The 20,182-nt window shown below is 72.0% G+C and carries 15 protein-coding genes and 1 tRNA gene; 7 read left to right on the top strand and 9 right to left on the bottom strand.

Translation table 11 applies throughout. The annotated features are described in order from the left end of the window. The first annotated feature begins 29 nt into the window (after positions 1-29). Positions 30-1,820: an aromatic amino acid ammonia-lyase gene (locus ACZ4AA_RS24520; RefSeq protein ID WP_467606532.1), complete on the top strand. Its 1,791-nt coding sequence runs from the start codon at positions 30-32 to the stop codon at positions 1,818-1,820. Positions 1,821-1,886: 66 nt separating this feature from the next. Continuing rightward, positions 1,887-3,521, top strand: a complete 1,635-nt coding sequence (locus ACZ4AA_RS24515) for a serine/threonine-protein kinase (RefSeq protein WP_467606530.1) — start codon at positions 1,887-1,889, stop codon at positions 3,519-3,521. A 13-nt stretch (positions 3,522-3,534) separates the two neighbouring features. Here ACZ4AA_RS24515 and ACZ4AA_RS24510 read toward each other — a convergent pair whose 3' ends face one another. Continuing rightward, positions 3,535-3,936, bottom strand: coding sequence for a hypothetical protein (locus ACZ4AA_RS24510; RefSeq protein ID WP_467606528.1), 402 nt, complete (start codon positions 3,934-3,936; stop codon positions 3,535-3,537). A gap of 195 nt (positions 3,937-4,131) precedes the next feature. Here ACZ4AA_RS24510 and ACZ4AA_RS24505 point away from each other — a divergent pair, with 195 nt between their 5' ends. Both ACZ4AA_RS24505 and ACZ4AA_RS24500 read left to right on the top strand, forming a co-directional pair. Next, positions 4,132-6,657, top strand: coding sequence for a heavy metal translocating P-type ATPase (locus tag ACZ4AA_RS24505; protein WP_467606524.1), 2,526 nt, complete (start codon positions 4,132-4,134; stop codon positions 6,655-6,657). Positions 6,658-6,812: 155 nt separating this feature from the next. Beyond that, positions 6,813-7,691: an ABC transporter substrate-binding protein gene (locus ACZ4AA_RS24500; RefSeq protein WP_467606521.1), complete on the top strand. Its 879-nt coding sequence runs from the start codon at positions 6,813-6,815 to the stop codon at positions 7,689-7,691. A gap of 68 nt (positions 7,692-7,759) precedes the next feature. Here ACZ4AA_RS24500 and ACZ4AA_RS24495 read toward each other — a convergent pair whose 3' ends face one another. Continuing rightward, entirely contained in the window at positions 7,760-10,528 is a 2,769-nt protein-coding gene (locus ACZ4AA_RS24495) for a SpoIIE family protein phosphatase (RefSeq protein ID WP_467606516.1), read from the bottom strand. 144 nt (positions 10,529-10,672) lie between these two features. Next, positions 10,673-11,467 (bottom strand): SGNH/GDSL hydrolase family protein, encoded by a 795-nt coding sequence (locus ACZ4AA_RS24490; protein ID WP_467606513.1) that lies wholly within the window; start codon positions 11,465-11,467, stop codon positions 10,673-10,675. Between the two features lie 319 nt (positions 11,468-11,786). On the opposite strand from ACZ4AA_RS24490, the gene ACZ4AA_RS24485 reads away from it, so the two are divergent. Beyond that, on the top strand, positions 11,787-13,016 hold the full coding sequence (locus ACZ4AA_RS24485; protein ID WP_467606658.1) for a L,D-transpeptidase: 1,230 nt from the start codon (positions 11,787-11,789) through the stop codon (positions 13,014-13,016). A gap of 187 nt (positions 13,017-13,203) precedes the next feature. Here ACZ4AA_RS24485 and ACZ4AA_RS24480 read toward each other — a convergent pair. Beyond that, positions 13,204-13,288, bottom strand: a tRNA-Leu gene (locus ACZ4AA_RS24480). 142 nt (positions 13,289-13,430) lie between these two features. Between ACZ4AA_RS24480 and ACZ4AA_RS24475 the strand changes: the two genes are divergently transcribed. Next, positions 13,431-14,762 (top strand): DUF2254 domain-containing protein, encoded by a 1,332-nt coding sequence (locus ACZ4AA_RS24475; RefSeq protein ID WP_467606510.1) that lies wholly within the window; start codon positions 13,431-13,433, stop codon positions 14,760-14,762. A gap of 81 nt (positions 14,763-14,843) precedes the next feature. Here the strand turns inward: ACZ4AA_RS24475 and ACZ4AA_RS24470 are convergent, their stop codons facing one another. The 4 genes from ACZ4AA_RS24470 to ACZ4AA_RS24455 all read right to left on the bottom strand — a co-directional run bounded on the left by ACZ4AA_RS24470 (position 14,844) and on the right by ACZ4AA_RS24455 (position 18,220). Further along, complete coding sequence (locus ACZ4AA_RS24470) at positions 14,844-15,518, bottom strand: GntR family transcriptional regulator (RefSeq protein ID WP_467606507.1); 675 nt, start codon at positions 15,516-15,518, stop codon at positions 14,844-14,846. Positions 15,519-15,674: 156 nt separating this feature from the next. Beyond that, positions 15,675-16,622, bottom strand: a complete 948-nt coding sequence (locus tag ACZ4AA_RS24465) for a beta-ketoacyl-ACP synthase III (protein WP_467606502.1) — start codon at positions 16,620-16,622, stop codon at positions 15,675-15,677. 136 nt (positions 16,623-16,758) lie between these two features. After that, positions 16,759-16,920 (bottom strand): MFS transporter small subunit, encoded by a 162-nt coding sequence (locus tag ACZ4AA_RS24460; protein ID WP_339132468.1) that lies wholly within the window; start codon positions 16,918-16,920, stop codon positions 16,759-16,761. Continuing rightward, positions 16,889-18,220 carry an OFA family MFS transporter gene (locus ACZ4AA_RS24455; protein WP_467606496.1) on the bottom strand — a complete coding sequence of 444 codons (1,332 nt, stop codon included), beginning with the start codon at positions 18,218-18,220 and terminating at the stop codon, positions 16,889-16,891. Before ACZ4AA_RS24455 ends, ACZ4AA_RS24460 begins: the two co-directional genes overlap by 32 nt. Before the next feature lie 278 nt (positions 18,221-18,498). Here ACZ4AA_RS24455 and fdhD point away from each other — a divergent pair, with 278 nt between their 5' ends. Further along, positions 18,499-19,362 carry a formate dehydrogenase accessory sulfurtransferase FdhD gene (gene fdhD / locus ACZ4AA_RS24450; RefSeq protein ID WP_467606493.1) on the top strand — a complete coding sequence of 288 codons (864 nt, stop codon included), beginning with the start codon at positions 18,499-18,501 and terminating at the stop codon, positions 19,360-19,362. A gap of 70 nt (positions 19,363-19,432) precedes the next feature. On the opposite strand, the gene ACZ4AA_RS24445 is transcribed toward fdhD, so the two are convergent. Further along, positions 19,433-19,975 carry an isochorismatase family protein gene (locus ACZ4AA_RS24445; RefSeq protein ID WP_467606491.1) on the bottom strand — a complete coding sequence of 181 codons (543 nt, stop codon included), beginning with the start codon at positions 19,973-19,975 and terminating at the stop codon, positions 19,433-19,435. Positions 19,976-20,182 lie beyond the last annotated feature (207 nt).

The following is a 20,182-nucleotide window of genomic DNA, read 5'->3' as shown; positions in this document are numbered from 1 at the left end:
GTCGTACGGCTGAGGAGTGAACGTCCGCCATGCTCGACCACACGGCCGTCGCCGGCCCGCTCGACGCAGGCCCGCTCGACGCCGGCCCGGTCGCCGAAGACCCGGTCGCTGAGAACCCTGCGCCCGAAAGAGGGGTCGCCGAAGGCGCCGCCTCGGGCAACGCGTCGCCCTCCTCTCCCTCCTCGGCCCTCGACGGCCGGGGTCTGGATGCCTCCACGGTGGCGAGGATCGCCGACGGGGCTCAGCCACCTTCCTTGTGCCCCAGGGCACTTGAGGCGATGGAACACACCCGGCGGGCGGCGGACCGGCTGGCGGCCGAGGGCGCCCGGGTCTACGGACGCAGCACGGGCGTGGGCGCGCACCGGGGGCTGGCCGTCGAGGACCACGACGGAGCGAGCCACGACCTGCGGCTGCTGCTGAGCCACGCGGGCGGTGCGGGCGAGCCGCTGCCCGCACGACAGGTCCGCGCGATGATGCTGGTGCGCACGAACCAACTCCTCGCCGCGGGCTCGGGGTTGGGCCCGGAGATCGCGAGGGCCATCACGCGGGCGCTGTGGGCGGGAGCGCATCCCGTGGTCCCCGAGTACGGGTCCGTCGGCACCGGTGATCTGACGGCGCTGGCCCAGCTGGGGCTCGCGCTGTTCGGCCACGGCCCGTGGTCGCCCGAGGGGCCGTCGGCCGGGCGGCCGCTCCCCGCGCCCCTTCCATTGCGACGCGGGGACGCGCTGGCCCTGTTGAGCAGCAACGCCCTCACCCTCGGGCAGTCCGCGCTGGCCTGGCACGACCTCGGGATCCCGCTGCGCGCCGCGCACCTGGTGGCCGCGCTCTCGCTGCACGCGGTGGACGGCTCCCTCGAACCGTACGCACCCGAGGTCCACGCGGCCCATCCGCACCCGGCGATCGCGCGGGCCGCCGCCTGCGTGCGCCGACTGCTCGGTACGCCCGCCGGAGGTGGGGCGACAGGAGGTGGGGCGACAGGAGGTGGGGCGACAGGAGGTGGGATGGCAGGAGGTGGGATGGCAGGTCGTGGGGCGGCAGGTCGTGTGACCGCCGGAGACAGGACGGCCGCACCGGTACTGCCCGGCGGATCACCGGCACGGGTGCAGGACCCGTTCGGCTTCCGCTGCTTCCCGCAGGCTCACGGACCCGCGATGCAGGCGTGGTCAGGTCTGGAGCGGGTGCTGTCCATCGATCTCAACTCCGCCACGGAGAACCCCCTCATCGGCTGGGACGACACCACGGGCACTCCCGTCGCCCTGCATCACGGCGGGTTCTTCACCGCGCCGCTCACCCTCGAACTCGACCGGCTGGGCCTCGCCGTGCTCGGGACGGCCCGGCTGTCGGCGGCCCGGCTGTCCGCCCTGGGCCGGCCCGAACTGACGGGAAGGCGCTCCTACTTGGCCGACGCCTCCTCGGCCGGGTCCGGAACGATGATCCTGGAGTACAGCACCGCGTCCGCTCTCGCCGAGATCCAGGCGTGCGCCACCCCGGCGGCCCTGGGGCACGCGGTGCTGTCCCAGGGCCTGGAGGAGGCCGCGACCTTCGCGACCCAGGCCGCCCGCAAGTCGCTCCGGGCGGCACCGGCGTACCGGCTGGTCCTGGCCTGCGAACTCGTGGCAGCCGTAAGGGCGTTGCGTCAGCGGGGCACTCCGCCCGCGCCGGACACCCCGGCGGGCCGCGCCTACCTCCGCGCGGCGGCCGTGCTGGACCCTGACATGCGGGACCGGCCCCTGACGGAGGACGTGAGCGCGGCGGCGGCCCTGCTCGACGAGTTCGCCGAACTCACCGGCGAGGAACGAGCGCCCGGACGGCTGGGCTAGAGTCGGCGCGGTCCCCGGCCGGACGGTGTGCCGTGGGCGGGCTGTGCATTGGGGGATGGCGGCACCATGCGGTACGAACAGGTGGAACTCGCCGGGTACGAGATCCAGGAGGTCCTGGGCCGGGGCGGGTTCGCCACGGTCTACCGGGCACACCAGCTGGCGGTGGGCCGTGAGGTCGCGCTGAAGGTCGACGGCAGGGCCCTGTCATCGGACCGCGACCGGCAGCGCTTCCTGCGTGAGGTCACGGCCGCGGGCCGGCTGTCCGGGCATCCGCACGTGGTCCCGGTCTACGACGCCGGCGTCCTCGACGACCACCGCCCGTACATGGTCATGGAGTTGTGTCCGGGCGGCTCGCTCGGCGACCGGCTGCACCGGCGGGGCCCGCTCGCCGTCGAGGAGGCCCGGGACATCGGACTCGGCATCGCCGACGCGCTGGCCGCGGCGCACGCCGAGGGGGTGCTGCACCGCGACATCAAGCCGGGCAACATCATGGTCAACCGGTACGGCGCCGCGGCCCTCACCGACTTCGGCCTCGCCGCCATGCCCCGGCCCGGCCGGGAACTGTCGGTGACCCGCGAGGCGCTGACCCCGGCGTACGCGCCGCCCGAGGCCTTCCACCTGGCCGAGCCCACGACGACGGGCGACGTCTACTCGCTCGCCGCGACGCTCTACGCGCTCCTGCGCGGCCGCCCGCCGCACCATCCCGACGACGGCACCCAGCTCAGCCTCGCGGAGCTCATCGTCCGGCACACCTGGCCCTACGCCGACCTGCCCGGGGTACCGGGCGCCCTCAACGACGTGCTCAGAGAAGCCCTGGCGGCGGACCCGGCCACCCGGCTGCCGGACGCGTCGGCGCTGCGGGACGCCCTGGCCTGCGTCGACGTGGACAGCACCGTACGGGGTGCCTTCGGACCGGCGCCGCGCACGGCCGCCACCGTCCCCGCCCACCGGGACGCCCCTCCCCCGTCGTCGCCCCCGCCCGGCACCGTCCCCCCACCGCCCTCTGACCCTTCGGGCCCGCTGCCTGCGGCCGGCCGGAGGCCAGGCGGTGATGGAGCGGCGAGCACGGTCGCGGACCGGGCGGCCCGCGGGTCCGCGCGCCGGCGCCCGGTGCTGCTCGGTGTGCTGGCGGCCGTGGTCTCGGTGAGCGTGTCCGTCACCTGGGTGGTCCATGAGTACGGATCGCCGGACGGCCCCGGCTCGTCCGCGGGCGGATCCCCTGCCCCGAGCGCCTCGGGCCAGGCCTCGCAGGCCGCCCTCGCGGCCTTCGGAGGCGTACGGACCACCCGAAGCGACTGCCCGGCCGCGGACGTCGACGGGGTGGGCGGCCGCTGCGTCACGACCCCCGAGTGCTGGAGCGGCATCACCGACATCTCGGGGACGATCACCGTCAGCCGCGCCGACTGCCATGTCGCGCACGTGTGGCAGACCTTCGCCATCGCCCCGCTGCCCAAGGACGGGATGACGTACAACGCGAGGGATCTCGTCAGACATCCGGACGTCAGGGCGCTGTGTTCACAGCAGGTCATGCGTAACTCCCGGACGGCGTCCAGCCGTTCGGACGGTCTGCGCTGGGACGTGGACGTCCTGCCGCCGACCGCTCCTCAATGGGCCGAGGGGCTCCGGGTGTTCCGCTGCGTGGCCGCGGCGCTCACGGACGACGGCGAGACCACCGGCAGCCACTTCGGCGCGAACGGCTGAGGCGGTACGGGGTTCAGCTCACCTGACCGGCGGTTCCCCCGCGACAGAGCCACTGCCACCGCGCGCGCTCCGTCACACAGGTCGCGGCGGCCAGCACGGTGACCGCGACCGCCGCCCAGGCGGGCCAGGCGAGCCACGAGAAGACGACCGCCGCGCCGAGTTGAAGCAGGACCAGCAGCACGGTCACCCAACCCGGCACCGCGACAAGGACGTTGGCCTTGTCCCCCGGCGTCGAGAAGAGGGTCGGCAGACCGATGAGCACCACCACGGACGCCACGGCGAGCAGCCACGAACGGTCGGACAGCGCCCAGGGGGTGGCGATCCACGCCACGAGCTCCGTCGCGAACCGAAGGACGGACGGTATGCGGTCGTCGGGCCGCCCCGACGCGGTCGTTCCGGGAGCGAGTTCGGTCACCGCGAAACAGTCCCACACCGGACTCCCCGGCACCAGCGCCCCTCGGCACCGATCACCCCCACCGCACGACACCGCCTGCCCCGGATCAGCCCGCCCGTCCCCGGGCCGCCGCACCGCTGCGTCATCCGGTGGGAAGGGGCGGTGTCCGCCCCGGGTGCGGCGCCGTGCCGGTGACCGCTGCGCCACAGTGGTGCCGTGGACGACCATGAGACGGAGCACGGCGGCCGCGCCGAGGCGCCGACAGACCTCCGCACCACCGTGCTGGACGTCCGGGGACTGCGCTGGGCCTCCCAGCAGAGCACCGTCACCGCTGTCCTCGGACGGCGGCCGGGGGTGCTCGACGTCGAGACGAACCCGGTGGCCCAGACGGCGACCGTGGTCTTCGACCCGCGTCGTGCGTCCCTGGCCGAGCTGCGGCACTGGGTGACGGAGTGCGGCTACCACTGCGCGGGCCGGTCCGTACCGGCGCACCTCTGCGACCCGATGGCGGAACCGGGACCGCCCGCGCCGGCATCCGGTCCCGGACCGGCACGAACACCGGCACCAGCACCGACCTCGACCCCGGCACCCGCACCCGCACCCGCACCCGCACCCGCACCCGCACCGACCCTCGCATCGACCTCGGCCCCCGCACCCGCACCGACCCCCGCATCAGCATCGGCCCCCGCGCCCTCGCCCCCTCCGGACGAGATGTCGGGACACGGTGGGCCCGAGGGCATGTCGATGGCCGGGATGGTCGCCGACATGCGCAACCGGTTCCTCGTCGCCGCGCTCTTCTCGGTCCCCATCGTGCTGTGGTCGCCGATCGGCAGGGACGTCTTCCACCTGGACCTGCCCGTCCCCTTCGGGCTGCGCGAGGACGTGTGGGCGCTGCTGCTGAGCCTGCCGGTGATCTTCCACTCCTGCACGATCTTCTTCGACGGCGCCCGGCGTGCCCTGCGTGCCCGCACCCTCGACATGATGGTGCTGGTGGCGGTCGCGGTGGGCTCGGGCTGGCTGTACTCGCTGATCGTCACTCTCACCGGCGGCGGCGACGTCTTCTACGAGGCGGTCACCGTGCTGGCCTCGTTCGTCCTGCTCGGCCACTGGTTCGAGATGCGGGCCCGCGGTGGCGCCAACGACGCCATCCGCGCCCTGCTCGACCTCGCCCCGCCCAAGGCGCTCGTCCTGCGCGACGGCGGGCCCGTCGAGGTGCCCACCGCCGAGATCGTGGTCGGTGACCTGCTGCTGGTCCGCCCCGGGGCCAAGATCGCCGTGGACGGCACGGTCGAGGAGGGCACCAGCGAGATCGACGAGTCGATGGTCACGGGCGAGAGCCTGCCCGTCCACAAGGAACCGGGCTCGCCGGTCGTCGGCGCCACCGTCAACGCGAACGGCACACTGCGGGTGCGGGCGACCGAGGTCGGCTCCGACACCGCGCTCGCCCAGATCGTGCGGCTCGTCCAGCAGGCGCAGAACTCCAAGGCCCCCGGGCAGCGGCTGGCCGACCGCGCGGCGTTCTGGCTGGTGCTCGTCGCCCTGATCGGCGGCGCCGTGACCCTGATCGTGTGGCTGCTCGCGAGCCGCTCGCTCAGCGAGGCCATGCTGTTCGCGATCACCGTCGTCGTGATCACCTGTCCGGACGCGCTCGGGCTGGCCACGCCCACCGCGATCATGGTGGGGACCGGACTCGGCGCTAAACGGGGTGTGCTGTTCAAGAACGCCCTGGGCCTGGAGACCTCGGCCCGGGTCCGAACCGTCGTCATGGACAAGACGGGCACGCTCACCAGGGGCGAACCGGAGGTCACCGACGTCCTCACGGACGCCCGTACGACCGAGGAGGAACTCCTGCGGCTGGTCGCCGCGGTGGAGCGCGAGTCCGAACACCCGCTGGCGGCGGCCGTCGTACGGTACGCCGAGGCCAGGGGGATCGCGGGCGCGCGGGCCGTGGGCTTCGAGAACGTGCCCGGTCATGGCGCGATCGCCGAGGTGTCGGGCCACCGGGTCGTGGTCGGCAACCACCGGCTCGCCGAGCGCGAGGGCGTCGACCTCGCGGAACTCGCCGGGGAGCGGGAGAGGCTCGCCACCACGGGTCGTACGGTCGTGATCGCGGCGGTCGACGGCCGCGCGGCCGGACTCATCGGCATCGCGGACGCGCCGAGGGAGACGTCCGGGGCCGCGGTCCGCGAACTGCGCGCGCTCGGTGTCGAGGTCGTGATGCTCACCGGCGACAACCGGGCGACCGCCGAGCGGATCGCCGGACGGCTCGGCATCGACACCGTGATCGCCGAGGTCCTGCCCGGTGACAAGGCGGCGAAGGTGGCCGAACTCCAGGCCGGCGGCCGCAGGGTCGCCATGGTGGGCGACGGGGTGAACGACGCTCCCGCGCTCGCGCGGGCCGACCTCGGTATCGCGATCGGCGCGGGCACCGACGTGGCCATCGAGACGGCGGACCTGGTCCTGATGCGCTCCGATCCGCTCGACGTGCCCACCGCCCTGCGCATCGGTCGCGGCACCCTGCGCACCATGCGTCAGAACCTCGGCTGGGCCATCGGCTACAACCCGCTGGCGCTGCCGATCGCCGCGGGCGTCCTCGAACCGGCCTTCGGTTTCGTCCTGCGTCCGGAGATCGCCGCGCTGTCCATGTCCGGCTCCAGCTTCATCGTCGCCGTCAACGCCCTCGCGCTGAAGGCCCTTCACCTGCCCGACGCCGGACGGCCCTCCGCGATCACCCCGGAGTAGACCGGGACCCGGCGCCGAATCTCCGACCTGCCCGTACCTTCGCGCGATCCGCCCGGCCCCCGGACGGCGCGCCCCTCCCCCGCGCCTCCGGCGGTCGTACGGTTCGGGGTGATTTATGGTGGCTCAAGGAGGATGCCCCGACCGGAGGTGCAATGATGCGCGCCGCGGCAGCGATCGGCCCTCTGGCTGTCAGCGTGGCGCTCCTCGTCGCGACCTCGGCGTGCGACCAGGGCGAGTCGGAGCCGAAGAACGCCTACTACGGGGACTGTCAGGTCACGGGACATCACGGGGAGTTCCACCTGTCCCCCAGGACACCGGGCGTCCTCACGGTCAAGACGACCCTGCCCGCACCCGGCTGGTGGAACGGCAGCACGCCGGCCACCGTCAAGAGCGGCTACGAGTACTGCATGGCCGCCAACATCGCCTACCGGTCCGGGCTCGACCGGGTGAAGGTGGAGAACGCGCCCTTCCCGGAGGTCGTGTCCGGGCGGACCACGAACTTCGATCTGGCCCTGGCGCAGATCACCATCACCCCGGAACGGAGCAAGGTCGCCGAGTTCTCCCCGCCCTACCTCGACTCGACCCTGGGAGTGCTGATCAGGGACGACGAGAAGATCGACGAGAACAACATCCGTGACGTCCGTATCGGAGTGGCCGAGGGCACCACGGGCGAGGCGTTCGTCAAGAACCGTCTCAAGCCGACCAAGCCCGTCACCGCCTTCCCCAACGACCCGGACATGGTCACGGCGCTGGAGAAGGGCCGGATCGACGCGGTCGTCCACGACACGACGATCCTGCTGGCGTATCCCCAGAAGCGGGCCGGGAGGGTGCGCCTGGTGGGCCAGTACCGGACCGACCAGGGGTACGGCGCCCTGTACCCGATGGGGTCGCCCAACAGGGACGAGCTGGACCGGGTCATCAAGCAGCTGATCGACGACGGGACCCTCGCGAAACTGTCGGTCGTCTATCTCGGGGCCGCGTTCGGCCAGGACCCGGACAAGATCCCGTACTTCAAGGTCGTCGGCGGCTCCTGAACGCTCCGGGCTCCCGCGCCCGGCGCTCCCCGCCCCGGGAGTGTGCGGCTGCCCGGTTCCGTCCCGCTTCACAGGTCCGCCATCAACAGAGCCCCCAGGTCACCGGCGGCTCCGGCGTCGAGCGCCTGCTCAGCCCAGATGATCTTGCCTCGGTCCGTGTACCTGGTCCCCCAGCGGCGGGACATCTGCGCGACGAGGAACAGACCGCGGCCCCCTTCGTCGGTGAGGGTCGCGCGGCGCAGATGCGGGGAGGTGCTGGTGCCGTCGCCGACCTCGCAGATCAGGCTGTCGCGGTCGTGCAGGAGCCGCAGGGTGATGGGGCTTCCTCCGTACCGGATGGCGTTCGTCACCAGCTCGCTGAGGATCAGCTCGGTCGTGAACGCGGCCTCGCCGAGCCCCCAGGCCTCCAGCCTGCGCGTGGCCTCGGCGCGGATCCGGGGGACGGCCGCGGGATCGTCGGGCACCTCCCACTCCTCGACCTGGTCCGGGTCGAGCAGCCGGGTCCGCGCGACGAGCAGGGCCACGTCGTCGCTCGACCCGGTGCGCAGCATCGCGTCGAGCACCACCCGGCAGGTGTCGTCCGGGGTGGCGCCGTCCGTCTCGTCGAGCGCCTCCTTCAGCATGCCGAGCCCGATGTCGATGTCCCGTCCGCGGGCCTCGACCAGGCCGTCGGTGTAGAGGACCAGCCGGCTGTCGGCGGCCAGCCGGAGTTCCGCCGTCTCGACCGGCAGACCCGCCCCCACGCCCAGGGGCGGGGCGACGGGGATGTCGGGGAACGTCACGGAGCCGTCGGGCGCGACCAGCGCCGGGCCGGGGTGACCGGCCCGGGCGAGGACACACCGCCCGGAGACCGGATCGTAGACCGCGTACAGGCAGGTGGCGCCGGTGACGGCCTCGGCCGCCGCGTCCTCGTCGATCCGGGTGATCAGGTCGTCCAGGTGCCCGAGAATCTCGTCCGGGGCCAGGTCCAGGGCGGCGAAGTTGTGCACCGCCGTCCTCAGGCGGCCCATGGTCGCGGCGGCGTGCAGACCGTGTCCTACGACGTCGCCGACCACCAGGGCCACCCGGGCACCCGGCAGCGGGATGACGTCGTACCAGTCGCCGCCCACCCCCGCCTGCGCGGGCAGGTACCGGTGTCCGACCTCCAGCGCGGACAGCTCGGGCAGCACACCGGGCAGCAGGCTGCGCTGGAGGGTGACGGCCGTGATGTGCTCCCGGGTGTAGCGGCGCGCGTTGTCGATGCACACGGCCGCCCGGGCGGCGAGTTCCTCGGCGGGGGACAGGTCGTCCACCTCGAAGGCGTCCTGTTCCGAACGCCAGAACTCCACCACCCCCAGCAACTGGCCCCGCGCCTTGAGCGGCACCGAGATCATGGAGTGGATGCCGTACTCGATGATCCTCCGTGCCTTCTCCGGGTCCTGGGCCCGCCATCCGTCGGCCCGGGCGAGGTCCTCCACCAGGACCGAACGGCCGGTGGTCATCCCGATGGTCACGGGGTTGCCGGGCACATAGCGCACCAGCGTTCCCGGGGGGCGCAGGGGCGTGTCCTCCCGGACGCCCGCGGCCGCGATGCGGCGCATGTCCGTGCTCGCCCCGGTCGGTTCCCCGCCTTGCAGCACGGGCTCCATCAGCTCGACGGTGGCGAAGTCGGCGAAGCGCGGGACCGCCACCTCAGTCAGCTCCTCGGCGGTACGCGTCACGTCGAGGGTGGTGCCGATCCGGGTGCTGGCCTCGTAGAGCAGGCGCAGGCGCCCGCCCGCCACGTCCGCCCGGCCGGCGAGGGCGCGCAGTTCCGTGGTGTCCCGCAGGGTGGCCACGCTGCCCCCGTTCGGACCCACAGGCCGTACGTTGACGGCGAGCAGGACGTCCCCGGCCAGGAAGACCTTGTCCGTGGCCGCCCGGCCCGACGCCAGCAGCGCGGCCAGGGCCGGGCTCAGTCCGAGTTCGGTGACCGGCCTGCCCTCGGCCTCGGACGGGAGCGCGACCAGTCGGCGCGCCTCGTCGTTGACCAGCAGCAGCCTTCCGTCGCCGTCCAGGATGATCACGCCCTCACGGACCGCGTGCAGCACCGCGTCGTGGTGCTCGTACATCCGGGTCATCTCCACCGGTCCCAGGCCCCCGGTCTGGCGTCGCAGACGCCCGCTGACCAGTGCCGAACCGCCCGCGGCCAGCAGCAGCGCGACACCGCCGGCGGCGAAGATCACCGGGAGCTGGTTCTGCACCACTCCGGCCACCTTGTCCACGGTGACTCCCACGGTGATGAGGCCGACGACGGTCCCCTTGGCGTCGAAGACGGCCACGGTCGAGTCGACCGCCTTGCCCAGACTGCTGTCGAAGGTGGTCTGGTGGGGCTGGCCTCCGAGCGCGTCGCTGTAGGAGGTGGAGACGTGCTTGCCGATCTGCGCCGGGTCCGGATGGGTCCACCGGAAGCCGTAGGGGCTCAGCGCCACGACGTAGTCGACGCCGCTCTTCTTGCGCACCACCTCGGCCTGGGGCTGGAGCAGCGCCGTCGGGTGCTTGCTCTTCATCGCCGCCGCGGTGCCCGGGGCGTTCGCGAACGACTCGGCCACCGCCAGTGACCGGTCGGCGGCCTCCCTGATCGCGCGGTTGCGGTCCTGGATGACGAGCACCACCACGGCGGTGGTGATGAGCATCAGGACGACCACCAGTTGCAGCAGGAAGACCTGCCCGGCGACGCTGCGCGGGGTCAGGTGCGACCGCAGGCGGGCGCCGGTGGACCGACGATGGGCCTCCGGGCCGCCTTCCGGCGGTCCGGCCTTCGGCGGCACACGATCGCCCCGGCGGCTCGCCGGGACTTTTCGCCCAAGTTTGCCCATTTCCTCAGTATCAGTGACCGGCCGGGCGGGCGCGGCTCAGGGCGGTCCGGTCCCGGGTTCCCGGGCGGCGCCGTCGCCGTCCGGGCCGGCCGTTCGGCGGGGGAGGTCAGGGGGCGGGCCAGGCCGGCCCGCCCCGGGGGGAGGTCAGCTGTTGGCGTTGAGGACGGGGTAGTAGCCACTGGCGTGGCCGGTGGCGGTGGGGTGGTACGACTCCCAGCTCGGTGAGACCACCAGGGAGTGCAGCCAGCCGTCGCTGGAGCACAGTTCGTGGCCGCCGAACGCGGTGCGGACGTCGCCGAAGACGAAGCCGTGGGCGGCGGCACGGCCGGCGATCACGCCGTCGATGACGTCGGAGGCCTCGTCGATCTTGCTGTGCTTGGTGGCGCTGAGGCCGACACAGAAGACGTTGAGCGTATACATGTGCGGGTAGCCGAGAACGACCACCTTGGCGTTGGGCGCCTTGGCGCGGATGGCGTCGTAGGTGGCGTCCAGGCGGGCGGGGAGCGTGTTCCGGGCGTAGTTCTCGGCCGTGTTGACGCGGTTGACGCAGTCGGTGTCGGAGCCGGTCACACAGGTGGTCATGACGTCCGAGAAGCCGGCGTCGTTGCCGCCGATGGTGAGCGAGACGAGTCCGGTGGAGGAGTTCAGAGGGGCGAGCTGGCCGTTCGTGACGTCGGTGGTGACCGCGCCCGAGCAGGAGGTGTCGGCGAACGAGGACGGTGCGTGGGCGTTCTTCCACAGATAGGGGTAGGCACTGAGGCTGCGGTGGCAGTCTCCGCTCGAACTGTCGTAGTTCCCTGCGCCGTTGCCGGCCGAGTACGAATCCCCCAGCGCGACATAGGCCGGTCCGGCGGCGTGCGCCGGACCGGTCAGCACCAGGCCGAACATCATCGCGAGACCGAAGGCGACAAGGGTGGATCGCAAGTTGACGCGTCTCACAGGACCTCCCTGAGCGGGAAAGCTGGCCCTCATTTAGTACAACCGGCAACCACTTGACGGAAGTGTTCATGTCAACATTGTTTCCGTATTCAACATCACGTTTGACGTCACGGAAACACAGGCCCCCGCGGTCCGGCCGGACAGGACGTCGAGATCGATGCGCGTGAAGCTCGCCACAAACCCCTCCCCCAAAACGGACTAAAGAGTAAAAATGCTTCTTTGGAGCTGATTGCCCCCTCGGCGATCGGTTCGAGGGATTCAACGACGAGTGGCATGGGAGAAGCGTTTGATCACCGCACGCAAGCAACGCACCGGACTGATGGTCACGGTCGGCGCACTCGCCCTCACGGCGCTGGGCGGCACCAGCTATGCGGCCACCAACGACACCGGGACCCGCTCGGAGACGCACGCGCAGGGTCAGGCGCCGGCGACGGCACAGCCTTCCCAGGCGCAGCAGTCCCAGGCGGGCACCCAGGACGTGTCCGACGCCCGCATAGCGATATCGCCCGGGCAGGCGGTTCACAGCGTCGGGATCAACGACCCCGTCAGCGTCACCGTCAGCGACGGCAGGCTCACCAAGGTGACCATGACCGCCGTCGCGACCGGTACCGAGATCCGGGGCACCCTGTCCGCGGACGGCACGTCCTGGAAGACGGACGGCCCGCTGAAGCAGGCCACCCGGTACCAGGTCGCCGCCGAGGCCGAGGACGCCAAGGGCCGCTCCGCCACGGAGAACGCCACGATCTCCACGGTCTCCCCGGCCAACGACTTCATCGGGCACCTGTCCCCCGAGAACGGCTCGACCGTCGGCGTGGGCATGCCGGTGTCGTTCGCCTTCGACAGGGCGATCGGCGACAAGGCCTCCGTGGAGTCGAGGATCCAGGTCAGCACCAGCAGCGGCGAACAGGTCGCCGGGCACTGGCTCAACAGCAGCCGCCTGGACTTCCGCCCCGAGCACTACTGGAAGCCCGGCTCCACGGTCACCGTCAGGATGAGCCTGGACGGCGTCCAGAAGACGGTCACGTTCAAGATCGGCCGAAGCCAGATCAGCACGGTCGACGCCAAGACCAAGCAGATGACCGTCGTGCGGGACGGCAAGACGCTCAAGACCGTCCCGATCTCGTCCGGCAGCCCCGAGCACCCGACGTACAACGGTCAGATGGTCATCTCCGAGAAGTTCCGGCACGTCCACATGAACGCGGCGACGGTCGGCCTCACGGAGAAGGACGGCAAGCCCTCCTACGACATCAAGGCCGTACCGCACGCCATGCGCCTGACCGCCTCGGGCACGTTCATCCACGGCAACTACTGGGGCGGCGACTCGGTCTTCGGCAAGGTCAACACCAGCCACGGCTGCGTGGGCCTGAAGGACGTCAGGAACGCCGGCGACGGCACGCAGCCCGCCGCGTGGTTCTTCGACCACTCGATGGTCGGTGACGTCGTGATCGTCAAGAACTCCGCGGACAAGGCGAAGGTGGCCCCGGACAACGGCCTGAGCGACTGGAACATGCCGTGGAGCCAGTGGGTCTCGGGCAGCGCGTCCAACTGACCCGCCACCACTCCCCCCGCGAACCCGAATCCCTCCCGCAAGGCGGCGACCGGCCCACTGCCGGCCGCCGCCTGCGGCGTGGGGGACGCCCGGCCGGCACTCGCCCGGGGACGTCCTTCAGCCGGGGAACGCAAAGAGGACCACGACCGTCAGGCCGAGGTCCTCATTCGTGTATCGCTACATAAAGTGTCCGAGGGGGGACTTGAACCCCCACGTCCGATAAAGGACACTAGCACCTCAAGCTAGCGCGTCTGCCATTCCGCCACCCGGACAAGGTGTCTGTCGCCTGGCCGGAGGTGTTCCCCGCGGCGACATGGACAACAATACCAAGGTTTCGGAGTGCCCTTCACCTGCATATCCGGGCCTCCGGAGCGGGTCCGCGGAGCGCGGTGGGGGTGCGCCTACAGTCTCACCATGGGTGACTGGATGACTACCGGTGGTCTGCGGGAAGGTCGGCGTCCGAGGGCACTGTCGCCGTGGCGGGAGCACCTTCGGGACACGTTCTGGTTCGCGCCGACCGCGGCCATGGTGCTGGTCTTCGTGGTGTGGGCGGTGGCGACCGGGATCGACACCGCGATCGTCGACTCGCTGCGCGACGCGCGCGACTACGACACCCTCGACGATCTGCTGCGGCTGGCCGAGGACGCGAAGGCCGTGGTGACCGTGGTCAGCTCGGCGATGATGACCTTCATCGGTGTGGTGTTCAGCATCTCGCTGGTCGCCGTGCAGATGGCCAGCGGGCAGTTCAGTCCGCGCGTGGTCCGGATCTTCGTACGGAGCAGGATCACCAAGGCCACCTTCGCCGTGTTCCTCGCCACGTTCCTGCTGTCGCTGCTCGTGCTGACCTCGTACGAGGGGCAGACCGAGGCGCGCTACGTGACCTCGATCCCGCTGATCCAGTCGGTGCTGACGCTCACCATGCTGGGGCTGAGCCTGCTGCTCTTCGTGCTGTACGTGAACCAGACCCTGCGTCTCATGCGCATCAGCCATGTCATCGCCCGGATCACCCGCGAGGCCTTCAAGGTGGTGGCGCGCATGCCCGTGGGCCGCTCGACCGGCGAGCAGGAGACGCTCGGGCCCGAGACCGCCCAGGTCGCCCACCACGGGCGGGCCGGCGTCCTGCGGGACGTGAACATCACCCGGCTGGTGCGGGCGGCCCGGCGGGACGACGTCGTCCTGAGGCTGATCCCGCGGATCGGGGACTTCGTCGTACCGGGCACGCCGCTGTTCGCCGTGCACGGGGGTCCCGCCCCGGCGGGCCGCTCGCTCGGCCGCACCGTGTCCGTCGGGGTGGAGCGCACCTTCCACCAGGACTTCGCGTTCGGACTGCGGCAGCTGTCCGACATCGGGCTGCGGGCCCTGTCGGCCGCGGTGAACGACCCGACCACGGCCGTGCAGGCGATCGACCGCATCGTGCAGTTCCTGGCGGCCGTCGCCGGCCGGCCCCTCGACGCGGCGCTCCATCGCGACCGGCGCGGGACGGTGCGGCTGGTGCAGCCGGTGCCGGGGTGGACCCAGCTGGTCGATCTCGGGTTCGCCGAGATCCGCGGCTGCGCCGTGGGCACACCGCAGGTCACCCGGCGTCTCGTCGCCGGGCTCGACGATCTGGCCGCGATCGCTCCCGCGGACCGCCGCGAGCCCCTGCTCCGGCACCGGGCACTGCTCGTCGAGGCGGTGGAACGGTCGGTCCCCGAACCTTCCGACCGCGCCTTCGCGCTGCTCCCGGACCGGCAGGGCATCGGCTGACCACCCGGGCTCGCGACCGGTGCCGGGGCGCCAGGGGGGGCTCTCCGGGAAGCGTCCCGGCGGGCGGCACCGGTCGGCCGGCTACTTCTCGCGGTCGTGGTACGCCTGCCGCGTGCGTTCGGTGTGGGCCCGCATGACGTCCCCGGCCCGCTGTCCGTCGCCCTCCGCGAGCGCGGCGATCAGTTCGCGGTGTTCCCTCCAGGACTGCCGGCCGCGCCGCCCGGCCACCTGTGCGCCGTACCAGCGGACCCGGCCGTCGACCTGTGCGGCGAGCTCGGCGAGGACCTTGTTGCCGGCGAGTTCCATGATCGTGGCGTGCAGCCGCGCGTTCAGCGCGACCGCGGCGTCGATGTCGTCGGTGCCGACCGCCCGCTCGCCCTGCGCGCACAGGTCCTGGAGCGCGCCGACGGCGGCGGGCCCCGCGTTGGCGGCGGCGAGCCGGGCGGCTTCGGCCTCCAGGAGCGTACGGACCGTGAGGAGCTGGTCGGCCTCCGCCTCGCTCGGCTCGTGCACGAACGCGCCCTGGGCGGGCCGCAGTTCGACCCAGCCCTCGGTGCTCAGCCGCTGGAGCGCCTCCCGCACGGGCTGCCGGGAGACCCCGAGCCGACCGGCGAGTTCGCTCTCGACGAGGTGCCGGCCCGGCTTCAGGGCCCGGGTGGTGATGAGTTCGAGCAGCGCCTCGTGGACACGGTCGCGGAGCGGCCCGGGCCGCTCCAGCCCGGGCACCGCTCCCGGCGGCAGGCCTGGCGACGACATCACGGCCCCTCCCCGGGCGGCGCCGTCGCCGCGGTAGGAAAGTCGACGGTCAACTGTCTTGCGCCCGCAGTCTACGGCGCGCAAACGCGCCGCAGACAGGGGAGTTGGGCCCGTCATACCGGGGGCGGCGGGGCCCGGCGGACGGCCGGGGCCGCGTCACGGGCAGCGGACGACCTGCCCGGCGTAGGAGAGGTTGCCGCCGAAGCCGAACAGCAGGACGGGGTCGCCGGTGGAGATCTCCCCGCGCTCGACGAGCTTGGAGAAGGCGAGCGGGATGCTGGCGGCGGAGGTGTTCCCGGAGTCGACCACATCGCGGGCGACGACCGCGTTGACCGCGCCGATCTTCAGGGCCAGCGGCTCGATGATGCGCAGGTTGGCCTGGTGCAGGACGACTCCGGCCAGGTCCTCGGGCGCGAGGCCGGCGCGCTCGCAGGCCTTCCGGGCGATCGGCGGGAGCTGGGTGGTGGCCCAGCGGTAGACGCTCTGCCCCTCCTGCGCGAACCGCGAGGGGGTGCCCTCGATGCGTACCGCGTGCCCCATCTCGGGGACCGAGCCCCACAGCACCGGCCCGATGCCGGGCTCCTCGCCCGCCGGACAGGCCTCGACCACGGCGGCTCCCGCGCCGTCCCCGACGAGGACGCACGTGGTGCGGTCGGTCCAGTCCGTCACGTCGGTCATCTTGTCGGCGCCGATGACCAGCGCCCGGGTGGCGGCGCCGGCGCGCACGGCGTGGTCGGCGGTGGCGAGGGCGTGGGTGAACCCGGCGCAGACGACGTTGACGTCCATCGCGGCCGGCGAGGGGATGCCCAGACGGGCGGAGACCCGGGCGGCCATGTTCGGGGAGCGGTCGACGGCCGTGGAGGTGGCGACGAGGACGAGGTCGATGTCGCCCGGCGTCAGACCGGCCGAGGCGAGCGCCTTGGCGGCGGCGTGCGCGGCCAGCTCGTCGACCGGTTCGTCGGGCCCGGCGACATGGCGGGTCCGGATGCCCACACGGCTCCGGATCCACTCGTCACTGGTGTCGACCATGCCCGCCAGGTCCTCGTTGGTGAGTACCTTGGCGGGCTGATAATGACCGACGGCGGCGATCCGTGAGCCGTTCATGAGTGGTCCCCCTCGTGCTTCGGGTAGCGGGATCCACCAGTCTGATCAGTGACTCACGGGTACGACGGCAGGTGATGCCACAGGATTGCGGCGCCAGGCTTGTCGGCTTCTGTCAGACCTTGGGACGTCCGAACACCTACCCCGAGAACAGTTGGGTGGCCTTCTGGACGAGCTCGTAGACGCCGTAGCACAGGGGCGCGCCCACCCACAGCCAGGCGAGGACGGTCAGCGCCCGCCGGTCGGAGGGACCCGGGACGGCGCCGCCGTCAGGCGGACTCGGGCTGCTGTCGTGCGACATCGGCGGCCTCCCTCGGCGCGGGGATGTGGTGGCGGGCGTGCACGGGGCGTACGAACTCGTTCGCGACGAAGCCGACGGCGAGCAGCCCGATCATGATCAGGAACGACAGTCCGTACAGGGACGGGCCGTGCCTGCCCGCCGCCTCCTGGTGGTCGGCGATCCGGTTCACGATCAGCGGGCCGAGGACGCCGGCGGTGGACCAGGCGGTGAGCAGCCGGCCGTGGATGGCGCCGACCTGGTAGGTGCCGAACAGGTCCTTCAGATAGGCCGGGATCGTGGCGAAGCCTCCGCCGTAGAAGGAGAGGATCACCAGCGCGCTCAGGATGAACAGGGGCTTCGAGGAGTCCCCGAGCCAGGCGATCAGCGCGTACATCAGGGCGCCGATGCCGAGGTAGACCCGGTAGACGTTCTTGCGGCCGATCACGTCGGAGGCCGAGGACCAGCCGATGCGGCCCGCCATGTTGGCGGCGGAGAGCAGGGCGACGAACCCGGCGGCCGCGGAGGCGGTGACCGGGGTGGAGCTGCCCGCGAAGAAGTCCGTGATCATCGGCGCGGCCTTCTCCAGGATGCCGATGCCCGCGGTGACGTTCATGCACAGGACGACCCACAGCAGCCAGAACTGCGGGGTGCGGACGGCGTCGCGGGCGGAGACCTGGACCCCGTCGAGCACGCTCGGCCCTTCGGCGGCCGGTGCCCCGCCACGCGGCACGCGCACCAGCAGCACGCCGAGCGTCATGAACACGGCGTACGAGAGACCGTGCACGAGGAAGGCGAGCGCGATCCCGGAGGAGTCGGACCCGAAGGACTTCAGCATCTGGGCGGACCAGGGCGAGGCGATGAGCGCGCCGCCGCCGAAGCCCATGATCGCGATGCCGGTGGCCATTCCGGGCCTGTCCGGGAACCACTTGATCAGCGTGGAGACCGGGGAGATGTAGCCGATGCCGAGGCCGGTGCCGCCGACGAAGCCGTAGCCGAGGACGATCAGCCAGTACTGCTCGGTGGCCGCGCCGAGCGCGGAGATGAGGAAGCCGGAGGAGAAGCAGACGAGGGCGACGGTCATGGCCCAGCGCGGACCCTTGCTCTCGACGAGGGTGCCGCCGAACGCGGCCGACAGGCCGAGCATCACGATGGCCAGCTGGAAGGGCAGCGCGCTCTGGGTTCCGCTGAGGCCGAGCGCGGATTCGAGCGGGGGCTTGAAGACGCTCCAGGCGTAGGCCTGGCCGATGGAGAGATGGACCGCGAGGGCGGCCGGCGGGACGAGCCAGCGGCTCCAACCGGGGGGTGCGACGGGAGGGCTCATGATCCGGACCATAGGAAGCGGTTGCCGGGCTGTGAAGCGGGGGGACGCGAACTCGTCGGCCGTATGCGGTGAGCGGTATCCCTGGCGCGACGAACGGTCGCTCCCCCGGCCTGGATCCGTGGGCTCCCGTGAGGCACCACGCCGCCCGCTCCGCGGGTGCAGGACAATGAGGCGTGAAGGCCACCCCCGCGCCGCGCCCCGGGTGGCCCGAACGCCAACCGGCGATCGCCAGGACCGATCCGGCCGGCCGCACGCATGGAAGCGGGACTGATCAGGACATGGGACGAGTCACGGAACGACGCAAGGTGATCCGCATCCGGGACGGAGCCGTGAGCACCCGTCCGGACACGCTCGTCGCCGAGGAACCGCTGGAGATCCGGCTCAACGGCAAGCCCCTGGCGATCACCATGCGCACCCCGGGCGACGATTTCGCGCTGGCCGCGGGCTTCCTGGTGAGCGAGGGCGTGCTGGGCCGGGCCGACGAGCTCCAGAACATCGTGTACTGCGCGGGCGCCACGGTGGACGGCTCCAACACGTACAACGTCGTCGACGTACGGACGGCACCCGGGCTCGTCGTTCCCGACATCACGCTCGAACGCAACGTGTACACGACCTCGTCGTGCGGTCTGTGCGGCAAGGCGAGTCTGGACGCGGTGCGCACGACGGCCCGCTGGACCATCGACGACACGCTGGACGGCACCACTCCCCCCGTGCGGCTGGAGCCCGGTCTGCTGGCGAGCCTCCCCGACCGGCTGCGCGCGGCGCAGCAGGTCTTCGACCGGACCGGGGGCCTGCACGCGGCGGCGCTGTTCACGGAGGAGGGCGAGCTGGTCGACATCCGCGAGGACGTGGGCCGGCACAACGCGGTCGACAAGCTGGTCGGCCGCGCCCTCCAGAACGGCACGCTCCCGCTGTCCCGGACGGTTCTGCTGGTCTCGGGCCGCGCCTCCTTCGAGCTGGCGCAGAAGGCGGTGATGGCCGGGATCCCGGTGCTCGCGGCGGTCTCCGCCCCGTCGTCGCTGGCCGTCGACCTGGCGGCGGAGACCGGCCTGACCCTCGTCGGGTTCCTGCGCGGCGCCAACATGAACGTGTACGCGGGCGAACACCGCATCAGCCTGCGGGCCACGGCCGGCCAGGGCTGACACCGGCTCCCCGCGACACCGGGCGGGGCCCGGAAGGCGGGGAGCAGACGGCTTCGGCGTCCGCCGGGGTTCACCCCGTCGAGAAGCGCACCTCGCCCGCGGTCACGACCGTGCCGAGGCGCGGGAAGTCCAGACGGACCGAGGCCTCGTGCTCGGCCGCGGTGAACGCGGCCATCGCGTCCTCCACGAAGACCAGGTCGTAGCCGAGGTCGCCACCGGCCCGTGCGGTCGACTCGACCCCGAGGTTGGTGGCGATTCCGCCGAACACCAGGGTGGAGACGCCGTGTTCGCGCAGCCGCTCGTCGAGTCCTGTGCCCTGGAAGCCGCCGATGGTCCTCTTCACGATCTCCAGATCACCCTCCGCGACGAGCCCGGCGACCAGCCCGCTCCCGGGAGGCTGCTCCGCGACCCCGGACCGCTCGACCCTGACGAGGACGACGAGCGCGCCCGCCTTGCGGAAGGTTTCCGCCAACTCCTGAGCGGCGGCGAGTACTTCGGTCCCCTTGTGCGGTTCGAGAGGCAACGCCACGATGCGCTCCATCAGATCGACGAGCACGAGGGCCGTGCGCGTCGGATCGAGGGCGAGGCGGGGTTCGGTTTCGGGTGCGGTCATGACGGAACGTTAGCCCGCATCAGCCGTCCGTACCGGAAATCCGGATCGACGGGCCCGTGAACGGCTCCCGCCGGGTGGCCACGCACCCGCGAATTCTGGCGTGAACACGACCGGTGCTTGCTCCTTGTGGGGTGCGTGAACGCCCAAGTAGCCTCTGCGGCGCGAACGTTGGACGTGGGATGTCCATAGAATCCGGAATGCCCAGCC

The sequence above is a fragment of the Streptomyces sp. NPDC024698 genome (assembly GCF_055559015.1).
Note: the sequence above shows the minus strand (reverse complement) of the source record. Positions and strands in the feature narration are given on the sequence as shown.

Bases quoted from the DNA above. Each gene is read 5' to 3' on its own strand.
- fdhD (WP_467606493.1), top strand. From the start codon at position 18,499: ATGGGACGAGTCACGGAACGACGCAAGGTGATCCGCATCCGGGACGGA.
- ACZ4AA_RS24495 (WP_467606516.1), bottom strand. From the start codon at position 10,528: ATGGGCAAACTTGGGCGAAAAGTCCCGGCGAGCCGCCGGGGCGATCGT.
- ACZ4AA_RS24455 (WP_467606496.1), bottom strand. From the start codon at position 18,220: ATGAGCCCTCCCGTCGCACCCCCCGGTTGGAGCCGCTGGCTCGTCCCG.
- ACZ4AA_RS24485 (WP_467606658.1), top strand. From the start codon at position 11,787: ATGGTCACGGTCGGCGCACTCGCCCTCACGGCGCTGGGCGGCACCAGC.
- ACZ4AA_RS24465 (WP_467606502.1), bottom strand. From the start codon at position 16,622: ATGAACGGCTCACGGATCGCCGCCGTCGGTCATTATCAGCCCGCCAAG.
- ACZ4AA_RS24500 (WP_467606521.1), top strand. From the start codon at position 6,813: ATGCGCGCCGCGGCAGCGATCGGCCCTCTGGCTGTCAGCGTGGCGCTC.
- ACZ4AA_RS24515 (WP_467606530.1), top strand. From the start codon at position 1,887: ATGCGGTACGAACAGGTGGAACTCGCCGGGTACGAGATCCAGGAGGTC.
- ACZ4AA_RS24475 (WP_467606510.1), top strand. From the start codon at position 13,431: ATGGGTGACTGGATGACTACCGGTGGTCTGCGGGAAGGTCGGCGTCCG.
- ACZ4AA_RS24520 (WP_467606532.1), top strand. From the start codon at position 30: ATGCTCGACCACACGGCCGTCGCCGGCCCGCTCGACGCAGGCCCGCTC.
- ACZ4AA_RS24445 (WP_467606491.1), bottom strand. From the start codon at position 19,975: ATGACCGCACCCGAAACCGAACCCCGCCTCGCCCTCGATCCGACGCGC.
- ACZ4AA_RS24460 (WP_339132468.1), bottom strand. From the start codon at position 16,920: ATGTCGCACGACAGCAGCCCGAGTCCGCCTGACGGCGGCGCCGTCCCG.
- ACZ4AA_RS24470 (WP_467606507.1), bottom strand. From the start codon at position 15,518: ATGTCGTCGCCAGGCCTGCCGCCGGGAGCGGTGCCCGGGCTGGAGCGG.